This window comes from uncultured Shewanella sp. (assembly GCF_947501225.1).
In the GTDB taxonomy this organism is placed as follows: Bacteria; Pseudomonadota; Gammaproteobacteria; order Enterobacterales; family Shewanellaceae; genus Shewanella.
In genome coordinates, this window is sequence record NZ_CANMUW010000012.1 from 37,587 (window position 1) to 58,169 (window position 20,583).

General features: G+C 49.7%; 19 protein-coding genes. 7 read left to right on the top strand and 12 right to left on the bottom strand.

What is annotated here, in order from left to right; all coding sequences use genetic code 11:
- The first annotated feature begins 31 nt into the window (after positions 1-31).
- Entirely contained in the window at positions 32-3,262 is a 3,231-nt protein-coding gene (locus tag Q1B47_RS15910; protein WP_299795615.1) for an EAL domain-containing protein, read from the top strand.
- A gap of 114 nt (positions 3,263-3,376) precedes the next feature.
- Here Q1B47_RS15910 and ftnA read toward each other — a convergent pair whose 3' ends face one another.
- Positions 3,377-3,904, bottom strand: a complete 528-nt coding sequence (gene ftnA / locus Q1B47_RS15915; RefSeq protein WP_299795617.1) for a non-heme ferritin — start codon at positions 3,902-3,904, stop codon at positions 3,377-3,379.
- A gap of 259 nt (positions 3,905-4,163) precedes the next feature.
- Between ftnA and Q1B47_RS15920 the strand changes: the two genes are divergently transcribed.
- The 4 genes from Q1B47_RS15920 to moeB all read left to right on the top strand — a co-directional run bounded on the left by Q1B47_RS15920 (position 4,164) and on the right by moeB (position 10,675).
- Positions 4,164-7,280 (top strand): efflux RND transporter permease subunit, encoded by a 3,117-nt coding sequence (locus tag Q1B47_RS15920; protein WP_299795619.1) that lies wholly within the window; start codon positions 4,164-4,166, stop codon positions 7,278-7,280.
- Positions 7,280-8,389: an efflux RND transporter periplasmic adaptor subunit gene (locus Q1B47_RS15925; RefSeq protein WP_299795620.1), complete on the top strand. Its 1,110-nt coding sequence runs from the start codon at positions 7,280-7,282 to the stop codon at positions 8,387-8,389. Before Q1B47_RS15920 ends, Q1B47_RS15925 begins: the two co-directional genes overlap by 1 nt.
- A 190-nt stretch (positions 8,390-8,579) precedes the next feature.
- Complete coding sequence (gene moeA, locus Q1B47_RS15930) at positions 8,580-9,824, top strand: molybdopterin molybdotransferase MoeA (RefSeq protein ID WP_299795622.1); 1,245 nt, start codon at positions 8,580-8,582, stop codon at positions 9,822-9,824.
- Between the two features lie 77 nt (positions 9,825-9,901).
- Positions 9,902-10,675, top strand: coding sequence for a molybdopterin-synthase adenylyltransferase MoeB (gene moeB, locus Q1B47_RS15935; RefSeq protein WP_299795624.1), 774 nt, complete (start codon positions 9,902-9,904; stop codon positions 10,673-10,675).
- Positions 10,676-10,779: 104 nt separating this feature from the next.
- Here the strand turns inward: moeB and yecR are convergent, their stop codons facing one another.
- Positions 10,780-11,082: a YecR family lipoprotein gene (gene yecR, locus Q1B47_RS15940; RefSeq protein WP_299795626.1), complete on the bottom strand. Its 303-nt coding sequence runs from the start codon at positions 11,080-11,082 to the stop codon at positions 10,780-10,782.
- Between the two features lie 181 nt (positions 11,083-11,263).
- On the opposite strand from yecR, the gene Q1B47_RS15945 reads away from it, so the two are divergent.
- Positions 11,264-12,289 (top strand): aminoglycoside phosphotransferase family protein, encoded by a 1,026-nt coding sequence (locus tag Q1B47_RS15945; RefSeq protein ID WP_299795628.1) that lies wholly within the window; start codon positions 11,264-11,266, stop codon positions 12,287-12,289.
- Positions 12,290-12,312: 23 nt separating this feature from the next.
- Here Q1B47_RS15945 and Q1B47_RS15950 read toward each other — a convergent pair whose 3' ends face one another.
- From Q1B47_RS15950 to Q1B47_RS15980, 7 genes are all read right to left on the bottom strand, one after another.
- Positions 12,313-12,990: a hypothetical protein gene (locus Q1B47_RS15950; RefSeq protein WP_299795630.1), complete on the bottom strand. Its 678-nt coding sequence runs from the start codon at positions 12,988-12,990 to the stop codon at positions 12,313-12,315.
- The gene (locus Q1B47_RS15955; protein WP_299795632.1) at positions 12,987-13,472 is read right to left on the bottom strand and encodes a sigma-70 family RNA polymerase sigma factor; all 486 of its coding nucleotides are present in this window, start codon (positions 13,470-13,472) and stop codon (positions 12,987-12,989) included. Before Q1B47_RS15955 ends, Q1B47_RS15950 begins: the two co-directional genes overlap by 4 nt.
- Positions 13,473-14,237, bottom strand: coding sequence for a DNA-binding domain-containing protein (locus tag Q1B47_RS15960; RefSeq protein WP_299795634.1), 765 nt, complete (start codon positions 14,235-14,237; stop codon positions 13,473-13,475).
- Positions 14,228-15,130, bottom strand: coding sequence for a DUF692 domain-containing protein (locus Q1B47_RS15965; RefSeq protein WP_299795636.1), 903 nt, complete (start codon positions 15,128-15,130; stop codon positions 14,228-14,230). Before Q1B47_RS15965 ends, Q1B47_RS15960 begins: the two co-directional genes overlap by 10 nt.
- A complete protein-coding gene (locus Q1B47_RS15970; protein WP_299795638.1) occupies positions 15,130-15,414 on the bottom strand; it encodes a DUF2282 domain-containing protein in 285 nt (94 codons plus the stop codon). Before Q1B47_RS15970 ends, Q1B47_RS15965 begins: the two co-directional genes overlap by 1 nt.
- A gap of 241 nt (positions 15,415-15,655) precedes the next feature.
- Positions 15,656-16,879 carry a sodium/glutamate symporter gene (gene gltS / locus Q1B47_RS15975; RefSeq protein ID WP_299795640.1) on the bottom strand — a complete coding sequence of 408 codons (1,224 nt, stop codon included), beginning with the start codon at positions 16,877-16,879 and terminating at the stop codon, positions 15,656-15,658.
- Positions 16,880-17,215: 336 nt separating this feature from the next.
- Positions 17,216-17,416, bottom strand: coding sequence for a DUF2986 domain-containing protein (locus Q1B47_RS15980; protein ID WP_299795642.1), 201 nt, complete (start codon positions 17,414-17,416; stop codon positions 17,216-17,218).
- A 97-nt stretch (positions 17,417-17,513) separates the two neighbouring features.
- On the opposite strand from Q1B47_RS15980, the gene Q1B47_RS15985 reads away from it, so the two are divergent.
- Positions 17,514-18,284 (top strand): transporter substrate-binding domain-containing protein, encoded by a 771-nt coding sequence (locus Q1B47_RS15985; protein WP_299795644.1) that lies wholly within the window; start codon positions 17,514-17,516, stop codon positions 18,282-18,284.
- 63 nt (positions 18,285-18,347) lie between these two features.
- On the opposite strand, the gene Q1B47_RS15990 is transcribed toward Q1B47_RS15985, so the two are convergent.
- The 3 genes from Q1B47_RS15990 to Q1B47_RS16000 all read right to left on the bottom strand — a co-directional run bounded on the left by Q1B47_RS15990 (position 18,348) and on the right by Q1B47_RS16000 (position 20,516).
- A complete protein-coding gene (locus tag Q1B47_RS15990) occupies positions 18,348-18,512 on the bottom strand; it encodes a YqaE/Pmp3 family membrane protein (protein WP_299795646.1) in 165 nt (54 codons plus the stop codon).
- 22 nt (positions 18,513-18,534) lie between these two features.
- The gene (locus Q1B47_RS15995; RefSeq protein WP_299795648.1) at positions 18,535-19,209 is read right to left on the bottom strand and encodes a TIGR01621 family pseudouridine synthase; all 675 of its coding nucleotides are present in this window, start codon (positions 19,207-19,209) and stop codon (positions 18,535-18,537) included.
- Between the two features lie 83 nt (positions 19,210-19,292).
- Positions 19,293-20,516 carry a HAMP domain-containing sensor histidine kinase gene (locus Q1B47_RS16000; protein ID WP_299795847.1) on the bottom strand — a complete coding sequence of 408 codons (1,224 nt, stop codon included), beginning with the start codon at positions 20,514-20,516 and terminating at the stop codon, positions 19,293-19,295.
- Positions 20,517-20,583: the final 67 nt, after the last annotated feature.

Sequence of the window (20,583 nt, forward strand, 5' to 3'; positions counted from 1 at the left end):
CCGTAGAGCAACTTTGGCACGGAGCACTTAAATGTCATCAGTAATGAATTGGCTTAGCTTAAAACAAAAGTTAATTTTGTTTGCTTCAATTCCAATGCTGTTACTGACCCTGTTTGGCTCTATGGGCATGCTACACCTCTCTGACAGCTATCAATCCGCTCAAAAAAACTCACTCGCAATCGAGATCACCCAAAAAGTTGAAAACCTGATTTTCGAACTACAAAAAGAGCGAGGTCTCTCAGCTGGTTATATAGGTAGTGCCGGTGACAAATACCAGAAAAGACTGACAGCTCAAAGAACCGATACCGATCAACATCTGGCTCAACTGCTGACAGGTCAGGCTATCGAACAACTTTACCGGGCGATGAAGGAGGAGCAAAACAAGATAAGCCCTCTGCAGGACAGTCTGAATCAGATAAAAACCATGAGTCATGAGATTATTTCAGTCCGTGAAGATGTCACCAGAAAATTGGAAAAAGAGTCATTCCATTTCTATTCCGAGTTTAATCATCAGCTGCTAATTTTTATATCCCAACTACAGCAACAGACAGAAGATGTGCCTCAGGCCAGAGCCTATAATGACCTGCTCAATGTCCTTATGATTCAGGAGCTGGCGGGAAAAGAACGTGGGCTGATGAATCATCTGCTTTCAGCAAACCTTATGGAAGCCAGCGCCTATATCAGCATACATACGATAGAACACGAATTAGATAATGCCGTATCTCAGTTACTATCGACGGCGACCGATGAAAACAAGCTGTTAATCAAAGAGTTATTAGCCAGCAGTTCTAATCTCGACTATCTCGTTATGCGCCAACATGTCAAGACTCAGATTGAGGTGATCGAACAGGCGCAGGAGATGAGTGTGTCTATGGGTTATGGCGGGTTAATTCATGACTTCAAAAACTATCTCCTCAGAGGTGAACAGGAGTACCTGGATAGCTTCAACCGCAATCTGAAACAGATTAACTTTCAGCTGGTCAGGCTCAAACAGCACTCCGACCTTACCGATAGCCAACATAGTGCAATCGAACAGATAGCAGAGACAGTTAATGATTACCGGATTCAGATTGAGCAGTTAAGATTACTGAAACGGCAGGGGATCACGATACAGGAACAAGATAGCCGGGTTAGAATAAACGATGAGCCTATGCTCAATGCTTTATCACTCCTTCAGTATCAGGCCCCGAGTGTCGACAGTGAGGAGTGGTGGCAAGTTGCCAGCGAACGAATCAGTCACCTGCACAGGGTCAGCTCGGTGATAACGGCAGAAATAGCTAAACTCTGCTCCCAGCAAAAAAATCTGGCGATCATCTACCTTGTGATAGGACTCCTGACAGCCCTGTTCACGACTTTTCTGCTCCTCCTTCTGGGGCGTAGCATGATGAGAAACCTGGTCGGTAGCATTGCGAGCATCGCCCGGGATATGCAGAAGATGGCCCACGATCCTCATCTGGAGCTGATGGTGCCGGTAAGAGGCAATGACGAAATAGCACAAATGTCCCAGGCACTTAACCTTATGCTAAAAGAGCGCCTCAAGGTTAACCGTCAGCTCAGTCTGGCTGCGGCCGTATTCGATTACTCGGCAGAGGGGATCATGGTTACCGACAGAGATAACCATATTGAGCTAATCAACCCCGCATTTACCCAGATAACCGGTTACACCCTGGACGATGTGAAAGGCAGAAACCCATCGATATTAAACTCGAACCAACAGCCTCATCATTTCTATGACGCCATGTGGAAATCGCTGAAAGAGGTGGATAAATGGGAGGGAGAGATCTGGAACAAACGTAAAGACGGTCAGGTCTACCCCGAATATTTAGCTATCACGGTCGTCAGAGATGAAGCGGGAGAGATCACCCACCACATAGGCCTCTTTCTCGATATCAGTAACAGAAAGAAGTATGAACAGGATATCTGGTATAAGACCAATTATGACCCACTCACGAATCTGGCAAACCGGCATCAATATACGCTGAAAATTCAGCAGGAGATGTCAGTTGCCAGGCAGCAGTCTCAGCAACTGGCTATTCTCTTCATCGATCTCGATCGCTTTAAATATACCAATGACATCTATGGTCACTCCGTCGGTAACGAGCTGCTATGTCTGGTCGCCGCGAGATTAGAGTCAATCCTGGGTAAGCATGACTTCGTTGCCCGTCTCAGTGGCGATGAGTTCGTCATCATACTCTCAAATGTGAAGCACAAGAGTGAGGTGCGCCAGTTCGTTGAGGGAGTTATCAACCACCTCTCGTCACCTTTCGGGCTCAGTAATAATGAACTTATGATCTCTGCCAGCGTTGGCGTAAGCCTGTACCCGGAAAACGGTGATGACGGGGAGCTGTTAACCCGGAATGCCGAAACGGCGATGTATCAGGCGAAAGGTGACGGCCGTAACAGCTACCGCTACTTCTCCGCCGATATGAACAGCAATATGTTAGAGCGTGTTCAGCTTGAGCAGCGGCTGAGACGGGCCGTTCTGCAGGAGGAGTTTTGCCTGTTCTATCAACCTATTGTCGATCTGACCGATCGAACCATAGTCGGCGTTGAGGCACTTATCCGCTGGCGCGACCCAAAATACGGGCTCATTTCGCCTGACAAGTTTATTCCCGTTGCCGAGGAGACAGGGCTCATCGAACCCATAGGTGAATGGGTAATACAGCAAGCACTCACAGATCTAAACCAATGGCATGCTGCCGGCTTTAAAATCAACATGGCGATCAATGTCTCAGGCAGACAGCTTATCAACTCCAATCAATCCTCCTTCAGTTGCTTGCTGAGCAGCATGTTACAGAAGCACAAGATCGCTCCTCGATACCTGCATCTTGAGATAACAGAGTCCATGCTGATGGATGACACCGAACTTTGTCAGCAGAAACTCGAGGCCATTCGGGATCTCGGTGTCGATATCTATATCGACGACTTTGGTACCGGATACTCCTCGCTAAGCTACCTCAAGCGCTTTCCAATCTCGGTCATTAAGATCGATAAGAGCTTTGTCGATAACATGTTAGAGCGTCAATCTGACGCGAATCTGATTAAAGCAATTGTGATGATGGGACAGAGCCTGGGATTAAGACTCGTTGCCGAAGGCATAGAAACAGAAGAGCAGTGGGAGTTCTTGCAGAAGCTGGGGTGTGATTTCGGCCAAGGCTACCTGATCTCCCGGCCGCGCCCTCTCAATGAACTGTCCGGATTACTAGTCGACAACCTCAAGCCTGCGCAAGAGCTTGAACAGGAGCTCTGCTCGGCGCTCTAGAAGAAAGCGAGTTTCTCACGATCAAAAAGGAGCAGAAAATCTGCTCCCCGGTCATTAAGCGACGGCGCCAAATCAGGCAAGGCTGCTGGCGTAAGCCGCTAGCCTGTAGACAGACTACTCACCCGCCGGAGTCATGACACTGCCAGACTCTTCGATAGCCATCTGAGCCAGATCTTTATCAACAAAGAACAGGGCCTTGCCATCTTCACCTACCAAACGGATCTTATCGACAATCGACTTGAAGAGCTTCTCCTCTTCATGCTGCTCAGAGACATACCACTGAAGGAAGTTGAAGGTAGAATAATCCTGGTTAGTAAACGCAGCGTGAGCGAGTGCATTGATCTTGCCGGTGATCATCTGCTCATGTTCGTAGGTGTATTCGAATAACGCCAACAGAGATGCGAACTCTGACTGCGGAGCCTCAATAGCGCCGAGTAACGGCATGCCACCCGTTTCACTGACATAGGTAAACAGGCGGTGCATATGCTGCATCTCCTCTTCTGCGTGAGCGCGCATAAACTTAGCCGCACCTTCGAAGCCTTTATCTTCACACCATGCACTCATCTGCAGGTATAGGTTTGAAGAGAAGAACTCAACATTAATTTGAGCGTTTAATTGATCAATCATTGTTTGTGCTAGCATTTTTATTCCTATCAATGTTTGGGCCGAATCATTGTCATCAAGCTGGCATAAAAAAGCAATTAAATTTACTTAAGCCACTGTTTAACAAATACAAATAATTATCATTAAGCATGTAGATGATGCTCTCCACCTCACCCCGTAACATTTGCTAACCAAATGATGCAGACCTGTTAACACTTTACTCCTACTATCTAGCTAAAAAAATGAACTTATAAATAAAAAGAGCTCTCCCCACCGACTTCAGGCGTCAGGAAAGACAATGAATTTGACTCGAATAAGCACTCACAATCCGGCAGGCACTTTAGTCACCTTACTGCTGATCGCCATTTTTGGTGCCTTAGCCATAGCTAAGTTACCCATCCAGTTGCTGCCCGATATCCAGCGTCCACAAATCTCCGTTTTCAACAACTGGCGCTCCGCTGCGCCCCAGGAGATGGAATCAAATATAATAGAGCCTCAGGAGAATGTGCTTAGGCAGGTTCCCGGAGTCGTAGAGATGACCTCCAACATCTCTCAGGGCTTTGGCAGGGTGTCGTTAACTTTTGAGGTGGGAAGCAACATGCAAGAGGCGATGATCAATGTGATCAATGCCCTCAACCAAACCCCGCCCCGCCCTCTCGATGCCAACGAGCCCTTTATCAATGTCGGTGGCGGCGGAGGCACACCGAACCTGGCTTCACTGCTCATCCGAATGGCCCCGGATAACCCGGATACCGATTTCGCTAAATATCAAAAACTGATCGATGATGTTGTAGAGCCCAGACTCAGGCAGGTCACCGGGGTCGGCAGCGTACAACTTCAAAGCCGACGACCTAAAGAGCTACACATTCAGTTTGACCCCTATCGCGCAGCGGCATTAGGGATCACCCTTGAGCAGCTGCGAAATACACTCTCAAGGGCCGCAGACATCTCCGGCGGTACGGCAAACGTGGGCCGTCGCCAATATATGGTGAGATTTATCGGCCAATATACACCGGAAAATTTAGGTAACCTGATCGTCACCTATAACGACGGCCGTCCGGTATACATCAACGAACTCGCCGATGTCGCGGTTGCAAGTGCGGAGGTGCAGGGCTTTACCAAGCGTAATGGCTATCCGGCCTATTATATGACTATCGAAGGCACCTTCGACGCGAATACCGTTACCGTACTCAACGGTGTGAATATGGCTATCGACGAACTCAACGGCGGGGCTTTGAAAGACGCCGGCCTGGTGATGGACCTCTCTTTCGATGCCTCCGTACATATCAAGCGTGCCATCTTATTAGTTAAGGGAAATTTGGCTATAGGCGTACTATTAGCCCTGGTGATACTGTTCGCCTTTCTGCGCAGCTTCCGTGCAACCTTAATGATCGCCTCGACCATTCCTGTCGCCCTGCTTATCTCATTCTTCTCTCTTGAAGCCATGGGCCGAACCCTGAATGTCATCTCGTTGGCAGGTCTTGCCTTTGCCGTAGGACTCGTACTCGATGCCGCCATCATTGTTCAGGAGAACATAGTGCGACTATTGCAGCGAGGCAGAGGGCTAAGACAGGCCATCGAGGAGGGGACCGGACAGGTTAAGGGGGCGCTCATGGCATCGACAGCCACTACGGTCGCCATTTTCCTTCCCATACTCTTCATGCCAGGCGTCGAGGGGCAGCTATTTTCCGACCTTGCCCTCACGCTATCGGTTGCCGTCATATCCTCCTTTATCAGTGCGATAACCTTGATCCCCGTCTTCAGCCTCCTGTGGTTAAAGCTGCCGGAAAAAACGGCACAGCAGACGGAGAGAGCGAACCTATGGTCCAAGCTGACCCAGCTTATCCGCACCCTTACCGGAGACAGGAAGCGTGCTGCAATCTGGTGCGCCCTATTGATCATTGGTAGTGGTATCACCACCCTTACCCTGATGCCGCGTCCGGACTTTCTGCCCCAGGCGAGATCTGATGGCATATTTGCCTTCTTCTCACTGCCTCCGGGATCCAACGTACAGACCTTAGAGAAAGAGGTGGGCGACATCATTATTGAGCGGCTCAAGCCTTACTACGACAAGGAGAAGGCCCCCTACATCAAGGGTTACAACTTCTCCATGTACGCGGCATTTAACGTGCTGTTCATCTATCCTGAAGATCCCGCTCAGGCCGATGAGATGATAAAGCTGCTCAACGAAGAGATCTTAATCGGCCTGCCGGATACCCAGGCCTTCACCAACCGTGGCTCACTGCTGCAGTTTGGCTTCAACGGCGGCCGGGCGATCAACATCGACCTTCAGGGACCGGATATGGAGGCCTTGATGACGTCTGCCGGTAAGGGGATGAAGCTTATCACCGACGCCCTTCCCGGCGCCGTCGTTCGCCCTCTCCCGGGATTATCGATGGCTCAGCCTGAGCTTCAACTGCTTCCAAACGAGCGGCGACTCGCTCAAGCCGGCGTCGACAGAAGTCAGATAGCCAATGCCATTCGGGCCTATACATCCGGCCTGTTTGTCGGGGAGTACTTCGATGGTAACGAGCGTATGGATATCCTGTTAAAAGGCCCCAAATGGCAGGTTCCCGAACAACTCTCAGCAACCCCGATATATACCCGTGCCGCGGGCATTCAGACCATAGGTGAATTGGCAAGTATCAAACGTACCGTGGGCCCGACTCAGTTGCAGAGGGTCAATGGCAAGCGCAGTGTGAGTTTATTGATATTTCCACCAGCCGATATGTCTCTGGATGAAGCCCTGGAGATCATCGACGAGAAGGCGGTTGCCGATCTTAAGGCGAGTCTGCCCGCCAACAGTTCGCTTAAGTTCCGAGGCAGCGCCGACAAACTGGATCAAACGATAAAAGATATGGGTGCAAATTTCCTTCTTGCGGTGGTTATTCTGTTCCTGCTGATGTCGGCCATGTTTAAGTCGGCAAAAGACAGCCTGCTGGTACTGCTCTCAATGCCACTAGCCATCTGTGGTGGCGTGATTAGCCTCAGACTACTAAACTTATTTAGTTTTCAAAGCTTAGATCTACTGACCATGATTGGCTTCATCATCTTGTTGGGCTTAGTCGTCAACAATGCCATCCTGTTAGTCGATCAAACACGTCAGGGAGTCAGGGATGGACTCAATATCGATGATGCTATCTATCAGGCCGTTGCCACTCGCGCACGCCCGGTCTATATGAGCACCCTAACCTCTATCTTTGGCATGCTGCCACTCATGCTGGTACCAGGCGTAGGCAGCGAAATCTACCGTGGACTCGCGGCAGTTATTGTTGGCGGCATGACATTCAGTGCCCTGTTTACTCTGATACTGATGCCGAGTCTGTTGAGATTAACACATAGTCTATCGAGCAATACGCAAACCACGCTTAACCCATTAACTCACGCTACTGCAACCGACTCCGGAGCCAAGTGATGAAACTGCTTACTATTATTCCGACAATTTTCGCACTCTCACTGACCTTGTCGCTGCTCTCACCCCATGCCGCCAATGCTGCAGATGAAGATAACAAGAGCGCACCACCCAGCCTGGTCAGCGTGGTATCGGTAGAAAACCGTGCCCTCTCACCAAAGATCATGGTGATAGGCTCGGTTCACTCCCGAAGCAGCGCTGAATTAACCGCGGGTATAGACGGTAAACTCGAATGGGTTCAGGAAGCTGGAACCCGGGTCAAGGCGGGAGAGGTGGTCGCCAGACTCGAACAGACGCGCCTTGCCCTGCAAAAGGAGCAACAGGAGGCGCAGATCGAGTATGAGCGGGTCGGACTGACGCGCCTCGAGCGTGAGTATCGACGCCTGCAACAACTGATCGTCAGCAAGAGTGCCTCCGAAACCGAACTGGATAAGTCACGTTCCGACAGAGATCTCGCTGCTGCTAACCTGAAGCTGGCACAGATAAAACTGAAGATGATCATGGATGACCTCAGCCGTACCGAAGTCAAGGCCCCCTTCTCCGGGATCATCACCGAACGTAAACACCAGGCCGGTGAAGACATCGGCCGTTCGGTCTCAATCGTATCGATGACAGATCCCGACAACTTAGAGATACGTCTGCACGCCCCCCTGAAGCATAGCCGACGCGTTAAGACCGGGGATGAGCTCCATATCTACCATACCGAGGGTGAGTTTCAGGCCAGCATACGCAGCCTGATCCCGGTATCGGATATTCGCTCGCAAACTTTCGAAGCCAGAATCGATCTTCCCATCGAAATGCAGGATGCATTCAGTGTTGGCGAGCTGGTCTCTCTGGCGCTGCCGATCGCTCCGAAGCAGCTCACCACATTGGTCCCAAGGGATGCTATCGTACTTCGCGCCGCCGGTGCCTATCTATTTAAGATAGACAGTGATAACAAAGCGGTAAAAACAGAGGTAGAACTCGGCGATGGTGAAGGTGACTGGATTGCCGTCAATGGCGACCTGAACGCTGGCGATAGCGTAGTTATCCGTGGCGCCGAAACGCTTCAGGATGGGCAGCAGGTCAAGCTTCAATCCCTCCCGGGCTCAACGGTTGCAACGGCAGGCTAAGCGGGGGTAACAGGAAATACAGCCTCTCATAGATGGGCTGTATTCCTCTGTGAATATAATTTCATACAATTCTTAATTCATACCGATTAAAAACTGCAGCTGAGATCATGGCCTTCTGGCTTCACCGTGGCATAATGAGCAACAACTTTTTACTCAATTCGCCTGTATTCACGTATCTTAAGGTAGCCCGATGCCCAGTAAAGCAGATCCATGTTCTCAACCAACTCTTATGCATCCAGATGAAGCGATCGCCCTACTTCTCAAGCAGGTCAACACAATCGATGACTCTGAGGTTGTTCAGCTTCCTCAAGCCTTGGGGCGTGTACTGGCAGAAGATTTAGCCTCAAGTATCGATCTTCCTCCGTTTAATAACTCAGCCATGGATGGATATGCCTTTCGTTTCGACGATCTCGCCGATAGCGAAAGCCTGACACTGACTGGCCAATCTTTTGCCGGCCACCCGTTCACCGGAGAAGTAAAGCCCAACACCTGTATCCGTATCATGACCGGGGCTCCCGTTCCCGACGGCTACGACACGGTACAGATGCAGGAGAAGGTAGATGCCAAAGGCGACACTATCTATATAACAGCACCTAAGGCTAAAGGTGCCAATGTTCGCTGTCGTGGTGAAGAGGTAAAAACCGGCGGCAAGGTGCTCGTCTCCGGTACTCAGATAGGCGCAGCCGAGATGGGTGTGCTGGCGACAATCGGTGCAAGTCAGGTCCGTGTCACACGTCAGATAAAGGTCGCCTTCTTCTCAACCGGTGATGAGTTACGCCCCATAGGCACCGAACTCGCCCCAGGCCAGATATATGATTCAAATCGCTACAGCATTCAGGGCCTCCTGAGCCGTGCCAACGTAGAGTGGATCGACATGGGAGTCATTGCCGACGACCCTGAAGCGATACGCCATGCTTTTCGCAACGCCTCGGCCAATGCAGATATGGTACTCACTTCCGGCGGCGTGTCGGTCGGTGATGCGGACTACACCAAGCAGATCCTAGACGAAGAGGGAGAGGTGACCTTCTGGAAGCTTGCCATCAAACCGGGTAAACCCTTCGCCTTCGGCCACCTTGGCAAGGCGATCTTCTGCGGGCTTCCCGGTAACCCGGTATCATCTATGGTGACCTTCTATAAGCTAGTCTGGCCACTCATCAATAAGATGCAGGGGCTGCCTCAAAGCAAGCCATTACAGTTAAAGGCGAAGCTCAACGGAAGTTTACGTAAATTCCCGGGGCGGGTCGAATATCAACGCGGCATCCTGACTACCAATGACAAGGGTGAAGCCGAAGTCAGTATCACCGGCAGCCAAGGTTCCGGCATGTTGACCTCTATGAGCCAGGCCAACTGTTTCGTGATCCTGAGTCAGGAGCAGGGCGATACCCCTGATGGCACTCTGGTCACGGTTGAGCCTTTCAACTCAGTGCTTTGCTAGCATCTTAATATTGCCAGCAGCTAAACACTCAGCGAAATAACATTCGCTTTTGATTATTCGTTCAGGAACAAAGCAATATGAGCTCGACCCAAGATAACGATGAGATTTTGTCTGATAGCGAGATGCTCAGATACAGTCGACAGATCTCCATCAAGGCGATGGATTTCGACGGGCAGGAGAAACTTAAACTCGCCAAGGTCCTGGTGATCGGAGCCGGCGGACTTGGCTGTGCGGCCACTCAATACCTTGCCGTGGCGGGTGTAGGCCAGATGACTATTGTCGACTTTGATACCGTTGAGATATCTAACCTTCAGCGCCAGGTGTTGCATCAGGACAAGAATGTCGGTCAACCGAAAGTGGAATCGGCAAGGGAGACCCTAAGCCAGCTCAATCCCCACATTCAGATAGACACCATAAATGGGGTGCTCGACGATCCTGAGCTTGATGAGCTGGTTGCCGGACATACTCTGGTGATGGATTGCACCGACAATGTGGCCGTGCGCGAACAGCTGAATAAAAGCTGCTTTACTCACAAGGTACCTCTGGTCTCTGCTGCTGCCATCCGTATGGAGGGTACGGTCACCGTATTTGACTATCGAGGTGAGCACCCTTGTTACCACTGCTTCAGCAAGCTGTTCGGTGAACAACAACTCACCTGTGTCGAGTCGGGGATCCTGGCACCTGTGGTCGGCATGATCGGCTGTTTACAAGCCACAGAGGCCATTAAGGTTATCTCAAATATGGGCAAGCCGCTCACGGGACGTATCTTGATGGTCGACGCCATGACGATGGAGTTTCGTGAGATGAAAATTGCGAAACAGGCTAATTGTTCGGTCTGTGGCGCTCGGTAAACGGATAAATAGCAGCTCCGCTAGCTTGCAGTAAATCAATCTTGTGCCAGTGCGATTGGATAAGCCATTATCTAATCGCCACTTCATTTCAACCGCTAAAACTATCAGTCAACACACTGATATTCTCTGGTAATAATGTAAGAGTGGCATTGCTCATCAATGCAGGTCTTAGTCTCCAGCTCGAATGCCTTAGCGCCGGAAAATCCCCAGTAGCCGCAGCGCTGCTCGGCTAACTTAAGCCCATCGCTCTCATCGGCGACCTGCTTACCTAAGAGCTCATAGCTTAACCGCACCACAGCATCACTCTTAGAGCCACCAATGGCTCTCCAGCCATTGGGGCTCGCACAGCCCGAGACCATTAACACGACTGCTGCCGCTATCGACACCTTTAACACTGAACTCATCATGATACAGCCCATATCACATTATGTAGAATTATCGTCGCATACTAACCTATTATTGCCTGCGACGAATTCACTACTCCGCATATAACCGACAAAATCACAAATTCCCCTGCAAATGTTACAATCTGGTATACATGTTGTACCCTCTGAGTAACGACTCGATTACCGACACCAATCAACTCAGATGAATGAAGAGACAGAGAGCCACTCCATGCCTATGACTAAGCTGCCCCGCAATCCCGATTATGATGAGGCATGCGACATTTGCGACCACTGGCAGCTCAACGATTGGCAGCCTGTGCTCGATATCATCACTGCACGTCATGAGATAGCTGTGAGCGGCACCTCTCAAAACTTCTATGGCACGAACCCTGTGTTCGAACTGATGTTGAGCGCCAGAGCAGGTGAACAGAATACATATATTGTCAAGATTCTCGCACCAAACTGGCACAGCCAGTTTCAGAGTGAATACCTCAGTCTCAAATGGCTTAATGAACATGAGCTAGGCGTCAGAGTTCCTAAGCTAATCGACTCGGGTGAGATAGATAACTGGAAATACCTGATCATCGAGAAACTTGAAGGGGTCATGCTGTCATCGGTAATAGACACACTGACCCTGGAGAATAAAGTTGAGATAGCCCAGGCTCTCGGCCGCTTCAGTGCCAGGTTGCATCGGCTCGATGGGGCCGGAGTCGAAGAGATGAGACTCGATTGGCCGGAGTTCATTCGGCTACAGAGTAGAAACTGCTACGAAAAGCGCAAGAAACAACAGGTTCCTGAGGTCTTGCTGGCTGATTTAACCTCCTATCTTGAGCGGCATATCTCCAGACTCGATAGTCACTTAAAGAGTGATAGTAACCATCTTATTCATACAGACCTTCACCCGGGTAACTTACTGGTGACATCCGATGCGGGTCACTACCGCCTGGCAGGAATTTTTGATTTTGGTGACGCGCTTGTTTGCCCCGACCCACTGTTCGAGTTCGCCTCTCCGGCACTGCTGTTCGCACAGGGGGATCCCAGAATATTTCATGCCTTTCTCGACGGCTATGGTTACCGGGGAGAAAGGGACACCAGCCTGCAACAACATATGATGGTATTGAGTCTGTTAAGACATACGGGCGATCTCAACTACCTTCTTCACCATGTCCCCCACTGTGTGGATGAGACCCACTGGCAGGCACTGGAATCTAAGTTCTTTCCGCTATGAGCCTTGCCGGACATAACGCGCAATCAATCTATAGTGCGGGCCTCAGCCATCAGCAACCCCTTCTCCACCCAAAGTAATACCCTTACCCCTTTGACGTACCGCTCTAAGGCTTGCTCACCAGACTCAAAGTGAGGCAAAACCCCATGAAGTTCTGCATCATAGCCCACCTCATAGAGCGTCACCTTGTTTCCGCTACTCGTTTGGTAACGGATCTGGGCCGCGCTGCTCCCCTGAATTGAGCAATACCGGCCACCAAGCAGCAGATAATTTTGCCGGGAGAAAAGGGTAGATTTCACCACAGAAAAATTCAACTCGGTAAAGTATTCACGTATAGGCTCAATACTCTGAGAATCGATCTCCAGAGGTTTCATGTTGATATGGTTCATCGCAACTTCGTCGGCGATTTTACGGCTCATATCGACCCCGGAAGGGTGAAAGTTGAGACTCATGGTTACAATCAGGATAAGGCTGGCAACCAGGGCGAAATAAGATCTAACACGCACCTTAGCATTGCCGTCATTCCGAATCAGCTCTTTACTGCCAGCTTTCAATTGCGTGGCGGCCGATGGATCTTCAGCCATATGGCCGGAAAGTAAAAGTTCAAACCTGGCCAACCGTTCACTGTCTAACTGCTGCCGCTCGATAAACCACTTAGCCGACTGTTTAAACGACCCGCTCCCCTTGTCGGAATTAATAGTCATGATCTTGCTCCGGCTAAAGCGGTCGTGTGCTCTTTGGTGGCATCAAAAACCTTCTGTCTTATACGATGTAACCGGGAGAGAATTGTCCCCCTGGGTTGATTAAGCTCCTCGCTGATTTCAGATGCACTATAACCGTCTATGGCCCAGAGGTAGAGCACTTCCCGCTCGGCCGCATTTAAAAGATTGAATACCTGCTCGATGAGATGATGCTGTATCTGCAAGGTCTCCAGACAGGATTCATCAAGCAGGAGCGGCGTGTGTTCCTCAATCGCCTCAAAGGCTATCTTTTGTTCCCGGCGACACTCATCGACAAACTGATTACGAATGATCTTGCGTATATAGGCATGGGAATATTCGACCTCTTTATTGCGCCGAATCCATTTTTCCAATGAGGTTTGCAACAGGTCTTCGGCACTGCCGTGCTCGGCTGTTAGACAGAAACAGTAACGATACAACCCCTGAAGCTGTTCCCGGGATAACATCTAAACCGGCTCTCTCAGGCGAAAACCACAAATCCACCCCTTGGCGATAAACTCCGGCATGGCGCTCATATCGATAGTCGCCTCGGTCATCTCTCCTAAGGTCTCTTCGGCACCGAACGCCGCTAACAGCTCAAAACCGGCGCGGGAGATACGTTCAACCTTAGGTTTAAAGGGATCTCGGCTGATGCAGAGGTGATAACGATCCTGAGGCATATCGATCTCAATATGATCACTGTCTTGTTGATGACTCAGCCAGATCTCATAGAGAGGAAAAGAGGAGTGCAGAATAAACACATCTGGCCTGAGTACCATAACGACCTCCTCTTGCTGTCGTTCGTTCAGTCCTGCGATCTCAACCAGCTTATAACAGCTGAGGCCATCTGCGGCGTAATAACTCTTAAGCAGAAGCCACTCCATCTGAGCCAGTTCGGGGAGATATTCCAGCCCTTCAAATGCCGGATTGGCTTGCAGTACTCCCTCAAGAAAGTGCGAAAAACCGTCACCATAATGGTTCAGATTGCTCTCCTGCATAGGGTTAGCATCAAGATAGTCCCGGGCCAACCTGGCGAAACAACTTTCGCCGACAATCTGCTGACAGATGGGAAAGGCTTTAACCAGAGTAGCCTTTAAAGCCTGTAGGGTATTATTACGGTATATCTCTATTCGCGCCGACTCATGGGAGTTGACCAGTGAAAGAAACTCGTCATCACAGCCTTCCGGGGCCAGCGCCTCCATAAATGAGTCCTGCCACTGAGCTAAACGCATACCCTCCCCTCCTTATCACCATCGCCGCTCCAGTCAGAATCGATGCGGCTTGCAGCACAGCGCCCACCTTCTTCAGCGCCCTGTAATATCGCCGCAGCAATATTTCGTTCGGCGAGTAACCTCTCCAGTGGTGGCAAGTCATTATCCCATTCGATCATGCTTGGAATTGGGCCATGTTTAGCGATAAACCCCTTGAACTCATGCCAAACATCTTTGTCTACCGGATGGTTGTGGGCATCGAGCAGGTACTCCCCCTTATCGTGGAAGCCTGCAAGGTGGATCTGTTTCACCCGCTCGACCGGAATCGTCTCCATGAATGTCTTCATATCCTGATTAAGATTCCTGGCCGTAACATAGGCGTTATTAATATCCAGAAGCAGATAGCAGTCGGCCTCTTTCGCTACCGCCGCCAGAAATTCACCTTCGGTCAACTCATTAAATTGACAACTCACATAGGTAGCCACATTTTCAAGCAGAATTCTTTCACCCAAAAACTCCTGCACCAAAATGATGCGTTGACTCAGATGCCTCACAGCCTCTTCTGTGTAGGGTAAGGGCAAGAGATCGGGGACTTTACGTTCGGCATTGCCGGAGAAGCTCGCATGTTCCGAATACCATAGGGCTCCCGTAGACTCCTTAAGCGTCTTGATCTTCGCCAGGTAGTTCGTGTCGATGGGAGGCAGGCCGCCAAGAGAGAGGCCGACACTGTGAAGTACCAAAGGATATCGTTCCGCAATCGCCTCGAGCATCTGCTTATTCAACCCGCCCTCGACTATCCAATTATCCGCCAAGACTTCAAACCAGGGAATATCGGTCTCATCGGCAGCTAAGATCTGCTGCACATGGGGGATACGCAGGCCTATTCCTGCGCCACTCAGACTCCCCCGCGTCATCAGGATTTAGCCGGCTTCACGGCTTTAACGACACCGCCGGTGATCTTTTCACAGGTTCCGGCAGGTACATAGATCCACTCATAGGGCAGGTTGTCAGACTTAGCTTGTCCGGCACAGCCATGACTGCCATCGAGCGCGCCACAATCGTTTGCTCCGGCCTTAGCAATACCCGCACACTTTTCCCACTCTGTGGGCTGTTCCGGAACCGCATTGGCCCCCACTGAGATACCCGCAGCCAAAATACCCGCAACCGTTAATCCCAGAGCTTTGTTAGTAGAGTTCATAGCGTTCTATCCTTATAGAAAATGAGGTGTACATATCTATAACGAATACTAGACCCTATTTGATTGCAGCAAATGTAAAACAATTGTTTCATTCCATTTCCTGACAGCGGCTTTCAAGGTACCAACACCGGGAGATCTGTGAGCAGATACAAAAAAGCACTTCAAAATGAAGTGCTTTTTATATCTACAGCTTGGCTCCCCAATCCCACCGGAGAAAGGGGCGGAAACTTGAGCTACAGGCTTAACCCATGAAGCTTAGATAGCCTTGCAGGATAATCGCATTCACAATATCGATGAAGAAGGCGCCTACGATAGGTACGACCATGAAGGCCTGTGGTGAAGGGCCGGTTCTCGAAACAAGTGCGCCCATGTTCATCACAGCCGTCGGCGTCGCCCCCATACCAAAACCACAATGACCACCAGCCATCACGGCAGCATCGTAGTTACTTCCCATCAGTCGGAAGGTAACAAAATAGGCAAAGAAAGCTAAGGTTAACGTCTGCAGCAGAAGGATAATCAACAAGGGCACGGCCAGATCGAATATCTCCCAAAGCTTAAGGTTCATCAATGCCATAGCAAGGAAGAGTGATAAGGAGACGGTACCCAAAACATCCACACTCTCACTATTGATCTTATAACCACGAGATAGCTCGGTGATATTGGTGATAACAACACCCAGGAATAGTGCGTAGACAAAGTCCGGCATTTTCAACCAACCAATATCCATGGTGGAGACAAATGAGCCTATCCACTTCGCTCCCGCTACACACAGAAGCAGCAGGAAGAGAACCTCAAGGATACTCTTAGCCGTCACCCTGTCCTCTTCTAACTGATCATAGGTAACCAGATCTGGATGATCTTTATGGTGATTTCCGCCTACACCATAGGAGGAGAGCAGATCATTTTTATTGATCAACCTCTGCGCCACCGGACCCCCGATGATCCCGCCCATAACCAGGCCGAATGTTGCTGCAGCCATAGCGAACTCGAGGGTATTGATACCATAGGTTTCTGAAAAGGTTTGTGCCCAGGCCGCACCGGTACCATGGCCACCCGACAGGGTGATAGATCCGGCGATCAGGCCCATGAGAGGTTCTAATCCCAGCGCCGTAGCTAAGCTGACACCAACAGCATTTTGAATCACTATGTAGAGAGAGGCGATACCTAAGAAGACAAAGACCTTGCTGCCCCCCTTAAGCAGTAACTTATAACTTGCGGCTAAACCCACAGTACTGAAAAACATCAGCATCAGGGTATTTTGCATCGACAGCGTAAATTCCAATGCAATGTTATTAAAGTGCAGAATCGTGATGATCGCGGCGACAATAAGGCCACCGACGATAGGCTCAGGAATATTATATTTCCTGAATGAAGCAACGTGACGATTGACTGAGTGGCCAATAAAAAGCACCAAAATAGCCACTAAGAACGACTCTAGTTCACCTATTGAATAAACTGTATTCATGAAACTCCTATTTGAATATGCAAAGCTAAACTGCGCTAACCCGAAACATCAGAATTCAGGCCAGCAATAACTTTACTTTCTTTCGGTCAACACCGGACAGCAGAGAGATGTTCGGTGCTTATGATGAGACAGCCGAGCATTCTGCCATAACTCACCCTGTTTACGGTATTGCAGAATTAGCAAAAGGGCATATTCGTCGCAAATAATGAGGAAAAAATACAGTATCAGGAGATTAATTCACCAACTCGGTGAATTAACAAGCAGCACAATCAGGAAAGGTGAAGCAGTTTTACAGAACAATATCAGAAATAGCCTATCTGAAGCTGAAGACTGGGCTCAATCTTCAGCCTTGAGCCCCTGCTCCTCTAAGGCCAGTCTGGCACGTTCATCCTTGGAGATATACTTAGGTTTATTACTAGCGTGCAGCTTGGCATTGGCTTTTTTTGCTTTGCTTTTTAGTGTTTGATTGATCTTCTTTCTGCGGTTCATCTGTCGGCCCGGTATCGATTGAATCAGCTGGTCATTATATATCAGCAAGGCGGATATTACCTAAACACTCACACCAGCATTTATTTGCACAGCTTCGGTTTTATATTAGCATTAGTTAAACGAACTACTACCCATAAGCCCTACCATGACGATACAGGCTCCACTTTTTCTGGCAACACTGACCCTGACTCTTTTTCTGATTAGCCTGGCGAGCTCTGCTGATGAGCGACAACCCCGCTCAGTGGTATCACCTCTCATCGCGGTAGAGAATAGCTGGCCTCCCTATGCCGACGAGATGGGAGAGGGCCTGTCCACCTCCATTGTAAAGCATGCATTTTCTGCTGTAGGTATCACTCCCAAAATCCAGGTACTACCTTATGCAAGAGTGCTTTATGACATAAAAAATGGCAATATCGCTGGCGGGTTTAATGTGAGTAAGCAGGCAGCTACTGAAGCCATCTACCTATTTGGCAGTTCTCCCCTGTTCATCGCCAAGTCTTCATTCTTTTTCCGTCCGGGCGAAGGGGCTCAATTCACCGGTATTGACGATCTTCCGGACGACTTTAAGATAGGACAAATTTTCGGCTACGAATATGGGCAGACATTTGAACATGAGCAGCACAGATTCAGGGGGATGAAGGTCTCAAGCCAGACTCAACTCATCAACATCTTACTGGCAGGCAGAGTCGATGCCGTGATCATGTACGATGAGGTTGCAAAGTACACTCTGGATAAGATGAAGCTGGATACAACGAGCCTGTATAAAGGCTTTCCCAACCAGGAGAGCAGAATTCATCTTGCCTTTTCTCTGAAACACCCGGACTCAGAGACACTCGCAGAGGCATTAGACAAGGGTATAGAGATAATCAGAGCGAATGGCGTTTATGACAAAATAGTCGCCGGAGAGTTAGACTGATAGTTATCGCTATCAAGCTCCCGTCTGCATCTTCAACTCAAACGTCTCGCAGCTCTAGCAGGTTTATCTGGTCACAACCCAGAGCGCATGCAAGATGCCAGGAATAAAGAAGAGTAGGCACAAGATAATGTTAATCAGCAGCGCTTTGCCTACACCCGTCTTCAAAAAAACGGCTACGGGTGGTAACAAGATAGCGATAATGATGAGTAGCAACTTATCGATATTCATCTAAACATCTCCCTAAAAGCCTTCACTGACGTTTGGGCCAATCTAACCTCTCAGGCTCAGCCCATACTTGCAACTGCTTAACCGCCCCCGGAGTGGTAAATTCTATCCCATGGGATGGGTATTGCGTGTATTGATAGGCTTTGCCCTGAAAGGTAAAGCTCAGACAAAATGCATGCAGGTACCCTCTATCGGCCTCGCCGCCCCCATAGAGCCGATCGCCTAAAATCGGCACACCAATGCTCGCAAGTGCCACCCTCAGCTGGTGAGTCTTACCACTCAAAGGTTTAAGCAGATACAGCCTCACCCCCTCGGCAACCGACTGAGAAAAAAATTGAGTTACAGCCGGATTATCCTTAGAGCGCAGCAGCTTATACATGCTTCTGCGTGATTTCGCCATATCGCCGACAATTGAGCCCTGCTTCTTCTTTGGCTTACCTTTGGCAATCGCCACATAGTATTTCTGCACCTTATGTTCGGTAAAAAGCTGCGTAAACTCTGCAGCGGCACCACTACTCTTGGCAAACAGCAGTAGCCCGGAGGTGAGGGTATCGAGCCTGTGAACGGAGTAAAGTTTAATCCCGCGATCTTGCTCAACCTTAGCCATGACCCCGGCCGTTCCGTCCTGGCTATGAAAATGGACATCATGGGATTTAGCTATAACTAAAAAATCTGCTTCATCTGCAACAATCTGGTACATCTATAGCCTGCTAACTATCTATTAAGTCGAACAAATATACATAAATGAGGGGGCACCTTTGTCTCAATCACTACCTGACTGAGCTAGAAGGTAATACTCACGATTAACCCCGGCTCGTTATCCATCAGTTTAATCCGAGCGTCATGTCTGGCCAGGATAGCTTTCACCAGCGATAATCCTAAGCCTGTCCCCTGATTATGACGACTCGGGTCTAACCTCACCAAACGATCGAAAACCCTCTCTTTGGAATCATCGGGTATGCCCGGACCGTTATCCCGGATCTGTATCTCTCTGCCCTGCTGCACTATCTCAATATTTGCACCTTCACCCGCATACTTGATCGCATTATCGATCAAATTAAACAGTGCCTGAAACAGCAGATACTTATCGCCGGTTAATTTGGCATCGGTTCCCGTGGAAACAGTGAGCGTCTGTTGGTTCATCTCGGCCATAGCTTCGGCCATCTCGAACAGATCTTCGCACAGATGCTTGAGGCTCAACTCCTGCAGCTCCAGTGTCTGTTGCCCCTCCTCTATACGCGTCAGAGACAACATGGCATCGAACGTCGCCAGACAGTGGTCCAGTTTCTCGGTCAATATGGCGCAGGCTTCGGGTAGCTCTTCGCAGGACTTGTCCGGTAACTGCTCTAAACCTATTCTTAAGTGTGACAGAGGCGTTCTGAGATCATGGGCAATGTTATCTGTCGCCCCCCTCACCGCCGCAAGATTATTTTCCAGCGTATCGAGAACCCGATTAAACTTGCTCGCCAACATATCAAACTCATCACGTCGCCAACTGACCGGAAAGCGTGTCGAATACTCCCCCCGTTCGATGCGTCGACTAAGTCGGTTATATTGAACCAGCCGCCGTAAGATAGCCTTAGAAAACAGGTAACCTAAGGCTAAGGTCAGCACTATGGTTAACATCAAGGCGGTGATGGCGGCATTAACAAACCTGTCTATCAGAGTCGCAAGTTGGTCGGTTCGCGTGGCGATCAAAACCGGCCCATAGCGGGTCATGACCAGGCCTCCCGTCAGTATATGTAACTTATCCGGGCCACCGGTCAATATCGGAAATTCACGGGTTTGAGGCAGCATAGGCATATCGTCGGGCATCATACTGAGTGCACCAACCAGGTCGAATGAATTGCGCCATACAACCAGAGCGGTTTTGGGATCGGCGGTCTTAATCTGCCTGCCGAAGCTTCTTCGATCTAATGTCAGTGCCATCTGCTGATAACGGGCCTTTTCGGCCGCAAGATGCTGATCTGTCTGTAGCTCCTGCTCATTTATCAGTTGTCGGTACATGCCAAAGAGCAAGGTACCTATGATTAAGGTAACGAGAGCCGAGAAGATGATCGTAATGCGCCAGGCA

What these genes read in the sequence shown, in the direction of transcription:
- Q1B47_RS15910 (WP_299795615.1), top strand. Translation starts at nt 32, where the DNA reads ATGTCATCAGTAATGAATTGGCTTAGCTTAAAACAAAAGTTAATTTTG.
- ftnA (WP_299795617.1), bottom strand. Translation starts at nt 3,904, where the DNA reads ATGCTAGCACAAACAATGATTGATCAATTAAACGCTCAAATTAATGTT.
- Q1B47_RS15920 (WP_299795619.1), top strand. Translation starts at nt 4,164, where the DNA reads ATGAATTTGACTCGAATAAGCACTCACAATCCGGCAGGCACTTTAGTC.
- Q1B47_RS15925 (WP_299795620.1), top strand. Translation starts at nt 7,280, where the DNA reads ATGAAACTGCTTACTATTATTCCGACAATTTTCGCACTCTCACTGACC.
- moeA (WP_299795622.1), top strand. Translation starts at nt 8,580, where the DNA reads ATGCCCAGTAAAGCAGATCCATGTTCTCAACCAACTCTTATGCATCCA.
- moeB (WP_299795624.1), top strand. Translation starts at nt 9,902, where the DNA reads ATGAGCTCGACCCAAGATAACGATGAGATTTTGTCTGATAGCGAGATG.
- yecR (WP_299795626.1), bottom strand. Translation starts at nt 11,082, where the DNA reads ATGATGAGTTCAGTGTTAAAGGTGTCGATAGCGGCAGCAGTCGTGTTA.
- Q1B47_RS15945 (WP_299795628.1), top strand. Translation starts at nt 11,264, where the DNA reads ATGAATGAAGAGACAGAGAGCCACTCCATGCCTATGACTAAGCTGCCC.
- Q1B47_RS15950 (WP_299795630.1), bottom strand. Translation starts at nt 12,990, where the DNA reads ATGACTATTAATTCCGACAAGGGGAGCGGGTCGTTTAAACAGTCGGCT.
- Q1B47_RS15955 (WP_299795632.1), bottom strand. Translation starts at nt 13,472, where the DNA reads ATGTTATCCCGGGAACAGCTTCAGGGGTTGTATCGTTACTGTTTCTGT.
- Q1B47_RS15960 (WP_299795634.1), bottom strand. Translation starts at nt 14,237, where the DNA reads ATGCGTTTAGCTCAGTGGCAGGACTCATTTATGGAGGCGCTGGCCCCG.
- Q1B47_RS15965 (WP_299795636.1), bottom strand. Translation starts at nt 15,130, where the DNA reads ATGACGCGGGGGAGTCTGAGTGGCGCAGGAATAGGCCTGCGTATCCCC.
- Q1B47_RS15970 (WP_299795638.1), bottom strand. Translation starts at nt 15,414, where the DNA reads ATGAACTCTACTAACAAAGCTCTGGGATTAACGGTTGCGGGTATTTTG.
- gltS (WP_299795640.1), bottom strand. Translation starts at nt 16,879, where the DNA reads ATGAATACAGTTTATTCAATAGGTGAACTAGAGTCGTTCTTAGTGGCT.
- Q1B47_RS15985 (WP_299795644.1), top strand. Translation starts at nt 17,514, where the DNA reads ATGACGATACAGGCTCCACTTTTTCTGGCAACACTGACCCTGACTCTT.
- Q1B47_RS15990 (WP_299795646.1), bottom strand. Translation starts at nt 18,512, where the DNA reads ATGAATATCGATAAGTTGCTACTCATCATTATCGCTATCTTGTTACCA.
- Q1B47_RS15995 (WP_299795648.1), bottom strand. Translation starts at nt 19,209, where the DNA reads ATGTACCAGATTGTTGCAGATGAAGCAGATTTTTTAGTTATAGCTAAA.
- Q1B47_RS16000 (WP_299795847.1), bottom strand. Translation starts at nt 20,516, where the DNA reads ATGTACCGACAACTGATAAATGAGCAGGAGCTACAGACAGATCAGCAT.